Below are 2,459 nucleotides of genomic sequence, written 5' to 3'. Positions count from 1 at the left end.
ATCAGCCTGAAACGAGAGTGGCGCTTGCCGCTGCTGACTGCGACCTATCTGCCAGTCGCGGCCGCCTTGATCGCGCTGTTACATCTGGCAAACCTCGATCATCCGTTCGCGCAATGGGGCGCCATCGGCTGGGTATTGCTGTTCGCTGCTTACTACACGATGTTGAAGCTCGGCGAGTCACGTGACGTGGGCGGACTGGATTGGTTTCACGCCGGTGCGACCTGGGTGCTCGCGTTGGTCGTGGCTTGGGAAGCGAATCATCAGATCGGCGAACTCACGACCGGTGTCTGGGCGCAGCTGCCGTGGGGCGTGGTGCCGGCATTGTTCGTCGCTTGGTTGGGGCGCCAACAATTGAGTCCGCGTTGGCCAGTGGCCGCGCGCGAAGTGGCTTATCGCGTTTACGCCGCTGTGCCGCTGGTCGTCGTGACTGCGCTTTGGGTCATCGTCATCAATCTGAACAGCACGGGCGATTCGACGTGGCTGCCCTACTTGCCGCTGCTCAATCCGCTGGATATCAGCGTGGCGCTGTGTTTCGCGGCGCTCGCGATGTGGTGGAGTTCGCTCAGCGAAAGTCAGCGTGCGCTGTGGTGGCAGTTGGATCTGCGCATCCTGATCGCAGGCGTCGCCGGTTTGGTGTTCATCTGGTTGAACGCTGCGCTGATTCGCTCGCTCCATCACAACTTCGACGCGCCGATTACTGCGTACGGAATGGCTCACTCGACACTGGTGCAAGCGTCGTTGTCCATCTTCTGGGGCGTGCTGGGCTTCACGGCCATGACCATCGCCGCGCGACAGCGGTGGCGATATGTTTGGATCGTCGGCGCGGCGCTGATGATCGTGGTGGTGGCGAAGTTGTTCCTGGTCGATCTTTCCAATGTCGGCACTATCGCGCGCATCGCGTCGTTCTTGACCGTCGGTGTGTTGTTGCTGGTGACGGGCTATCTCGCGCCCTTGCCCCCGCGCAAGGCGACTGAGCAGGTGATGGAGTCATGAGCTCAACCCAAAGAAATCTTCTGACTATTGCTGCGAGCTGCTTGCTGGCCACGAGCGTCAGCGTCGCCGCGGCACCGAGTAAGAACGACTACTTCAGTGGCTTGTCCGTCGAGGCAGCTTATACGCAGCCGATGATCGAGACCTTGCTGCCGGATGATGTGTATCGCGTGACGACGCGCGACGATCTCGGCGATTTGCGAGTCTTCAATGCGAATGGTTCGCCGGTGCCTCATGCTTTCTGCGCGGCGCCTGATAACACTGAGCCGCAAGTCACCGAGCAATCGCTGCCAGTGTTCGTGCTTCGCGGTCGGGATCAGGTCTACACCGAAAGCTCGCGTGTGAATGTAGAGACCGCCGGTGGCACGCGGATCGATGTCGAGGAGTCGTCGCCGCCTGCGCCGACCGTCGTCAGCGGACAGATTCACATCATCGACGCGCGCGAGACTCAGCCGCTGCGGGCCATTCGTTTCGATTGGAGCAGCCCGGATGGCGTGTCTGAAGTGAAGGTGCGCATCGAAGCCAGCGACGATTTGGATGGTTGGCAGACGGTGGTGCCGGCGAGCACGCTGTTACTCGCCAAACAAGGCAATCAGGAATTGCGACGTGAGCGCATCCAGCTGCCGCTACGCGAGTATGAATATCTGCGCGTGCAACGAGTCGACAACGGTCCGCCGTTGATCGTCAATTCGGTGGCAGCAGAGCAAGTCTCCGAGGCTCAAGAGATCGAGCCCATGTGGTTCACCGCCGCTCGCGTGACTTCCGACGAGGCGGGTGTTCTGAAGTTCGATGCCGAACATCTCGCGCCTGTCACTTATGCGCGAGTGCGGCTGACGCAGGAGAACAGTACGGTCAACGTGACGGTGCAGAGTCGATCCGACGACAAGGCGCAGTGGCGCACGCGTTGGAGCGGCGAAAGTTATGTCATCGTCTCGGACACTGTGCGCCGAGAAAGTCCGCCGGCTCGGTTCCAGCCGACCACGGATCGTTACTGGCGCGTGCAGATCCAGAACGATCCGCAGGTGTATCAGGACAGCACGCTCGAGCTGGGCTATCGGCCGGCCAAATTGCGGTTCCTGGCCCAGGGGCCCGGGCCGTTCACGGTGGCCTTCGGTAGCCGCCGGGCCGAACTGGCCAAACCGACGGTTTGCGATGGTTTGCTCTCGGATGTCAGTGCCGCGGATCGCGAGCGAATGATCGAGCAGGGCTATGCCGGATCGATCCTGCCGCTGGGCGGCGCCGATGCCCTCAAGGCCCCGCCCAAAAAGACGCCTACCAAAGTAGTGGTTTTGTGGGCAGTGCTGGTGGTGGGCGTGGGCCTGCTGGTGGCCATGGCCTTGTCGCTGCTGAAGCGGGTACGGCAGACCCCGAACTAGCGCCGGACCGGAGAATTAGCCGGCCGGTTGAACTAGAATGGTCCCCCTTTTTGGCGGGCCAGGTGCCTGAGCACCCCGAATCCCATGCGTTTT

2 protein-coding genes are annotated in these 2,459 nt (G+C 61.6%); both read left to right on the top strand.

Going from position 1 to position 2,459, the window contains the following annotated elements:
* Window positions 1–993: DUF2339 domain-containing protein (locus JNL55_RS03565; RefSeq protein ID WP_293849350.1), on the top strand; the 993-nt coding region annotated here is incomplete at its 5' end.
* On the top strand, window positions 990–2,366 hold the full coding sequence (locus JNL55_RS03560) for a DUF3999 domain-containing protein (protein WP_293849347.1): 1,377 nt from the start codon (window positions 990–992) through the stop codon (window positions 2,364–2,366). The genes JNL55_RS03565 and JNL55_RS03560, both read left to right, overlap by 4 nt.
* Window positions 2,367–2,459 lie beyond the last annotated feature (93 nt).

The sequence above is a fragment of the Steroidobacter sp. genome, assembly GCF_016790065.1.
GTDB lineage: Bacteria > Pseudomonadota > Gammaproteobacteria > Steroidobacterales > Steroidobacteraceae > Steroidobacter.
This window is presented reverse-complemented; position numbering and strand designations above follow the sequence as displayed.

Coding starts and splice junctions, on each gene's coding strand:
- JNL55_RS03560 (WP_293849347.1), top strand. CDS start 990: ATGAGCTCAACCCAAAGAAATCTTCTGACTATTGCTGCGAGCTGCTTG.